General features: G+C 67.1%; 2 protein-coding genes and 1 pseudogene. 2 read left to right on the top strand and 1 reads right to left on the bottom strand.

The window, feature by feature from the left end; genetic code table 11:
- Nucleotides 1-221, top strand: a 221-nt coding sequence (locus ACXJMZ_RS37160) for a TetR-like C-terminal domain-containing protein (RefSeq protein ID WP_457034410.1), incomplete at its 5' end; no start/stop codon positions are given.
- Nucleotides 222-620: 399 nt separating this feature from the next.
- Complete coding sequence (locus ACXJMZ_RS37155; protein WP_457034409.1) at nt 621-1,397, top strand: methyltransferase domain-containing protein; 777 nt, start codon at nt 621-623, stop codon at nt 1,395-1,397.
- Nucleotides 1,398-1,577: 180 nt separating this feature from the next.
- Here ACXJMZ_RS37155 and ACXJMZ_RS37150 read toward each other — a convergent pair.
- Nucleotides 1,578-1,772: pseudogene (locus tag ACXJMZ_RS37150) on the bottom strand (hypothetical protein); the annotation flags it as partial.

The raw sequence follows: 1,772 nt of genomic DNA, 5'->3' as shown, positions 1-1,772 counted from the left end.
TCGCGAACGAGGACACCCCACAACCTCTCAAGGACGCCTTCGCCGCCCTGTTGGAAAGCCTCGGCGAGGTCGCCGGGAACGGCGTCCACCCAGGACTGTTCACCGAGACGTTCTGGGCAGCCCTGCACGGACTCGCCACCCTGACCCGGGCGGGACGGCTGCCGCCGGAGGACACCGAGTGGAGGGTTGAGCTGCTGGTGGACCGGCTCGCCGTACTCTGACGCACTGTTCGGACGGACAGGCAGCCAGCGGCTTTGCGGCCGCCTGCCAGCTCACGCACCCCCGCCCCCGACACGACCCCGCCCATGGTCAAAGTCCGATGAGACGAAGCCCGACCGCCAACCTTTGCTGAGACGGGTCAACCCGGAGCAGCGGCCAGGACAGGGCGGCGGCCTGACGGACCGCCACCCCCGACTCACCGATTCCTAATGCTGTATGTCAAGCCCGTGTGGGTTCCCTTACCTCCGCGGTGAGCCGGTCGTGGGTCGTCGGCGGCCCGGTCTGCGGCCGGGTACCGCTCGTACCGGGCCCGGCGCACGGGATCTTCGGTAAAGCGATCCACCGGCGGAACTCAGCGGCCTGGCAGCAATCACGGCACGAGAGTTGATTGACTGGCGCGTATGACCTCCATAGCGTTCGAGACTGATACTCCCGATCCGATCGCCTATCTCGACCAGGTTGCCGCGACCGACCTGGGCCAGTCCTACAAGAAGCGCATGCTCGACGAGCTCGCTGTCCGACCGGGCCAGACGGTGCTGGATCTCGGCTGCGGCCCGGGTACCGACCTCGGCGCGCTCGCCGAGGCAACCGGCAGCACAGGGTCGGTGATCGGTGTCGACCACGATCGGGCCGCTGTCGAAGCCGCAACCAAGCGCACCGTCGAGCAGCACTCGGTCGACGTCCGGCTCGGCGACCTCCACGACCTACCGCTGACGGACCACACCGCCGATCGGGCCCGCACCGACCGGGTCCTGCAGCACGTCAACGACCCCGCCCGGGTGCTCCGCGAGATCCGACGGGTACTGCGGTCCGGCGGTCGGCTCGTCATGGGCGAGCCCGACTGGGGCACCCTGACCGTCGACCACCCGAACACCGATCTGTCCCACGCCTACACCCGATACGTCACCGAGAAGGCCGTGCTCAATGCCCGCATCGGCAGCCAGCTCGCGCGGCTGGCAGCCGAGGCCGGCTTCGAGGTACCCGCTGTCATCCCGATCACGCCCGTCTTCCGGAACGCCCAGGCCGCTGACAAGATCCTCGGGCTCGAGCGCACCACACAGCGCGCCGTCGCCGCCGGATATCTGACCCAGGAGGCGGCAGAGCACTGGCTSGACCACCTCGCAAACGGCCCATTTCTCGCAACCGTGACGTTCTACGTCGTCGTCGCCGAGGCGTAGAACCCACTCCAAAGCGGTGAGGACTGGGCTGCCGAGTGAGAGCCTCCGCCCTCTCACGGACTTTGCGGCACGCGCAAATACAGACGCAAAGTCCGTGAGACGAAACAAAGTTGATGAAACCTACATCGCGAGAGCCTGGAATGGGGCCGGTTGGTACTGAACTTGATTGGGTGTTGTCGGTCAGCCGTCCATGATCAGGTCGGTGCCGGCGAGGCAGCCGTCGACGAGGTGCGGGCGGTACTGGATCTGTTTGAGCTTGCGCTTGACGGCTCGGGTCAGCTGGCCGAGGTTAGCGGCGGCAAGCGGGCGGTACTGGATCTGTTTGAGCTTGCGCTTGACGGCTCGGGTCAGCTGGCCGAGGTTAGCGGCGGCAAG

It is taken from the genome of Kitasatospora sp. P5_F3 (assembly GCF_054049135.1).
This window is presented reverse-complemented; position numbering and strand designations above follow the sequence as displayed.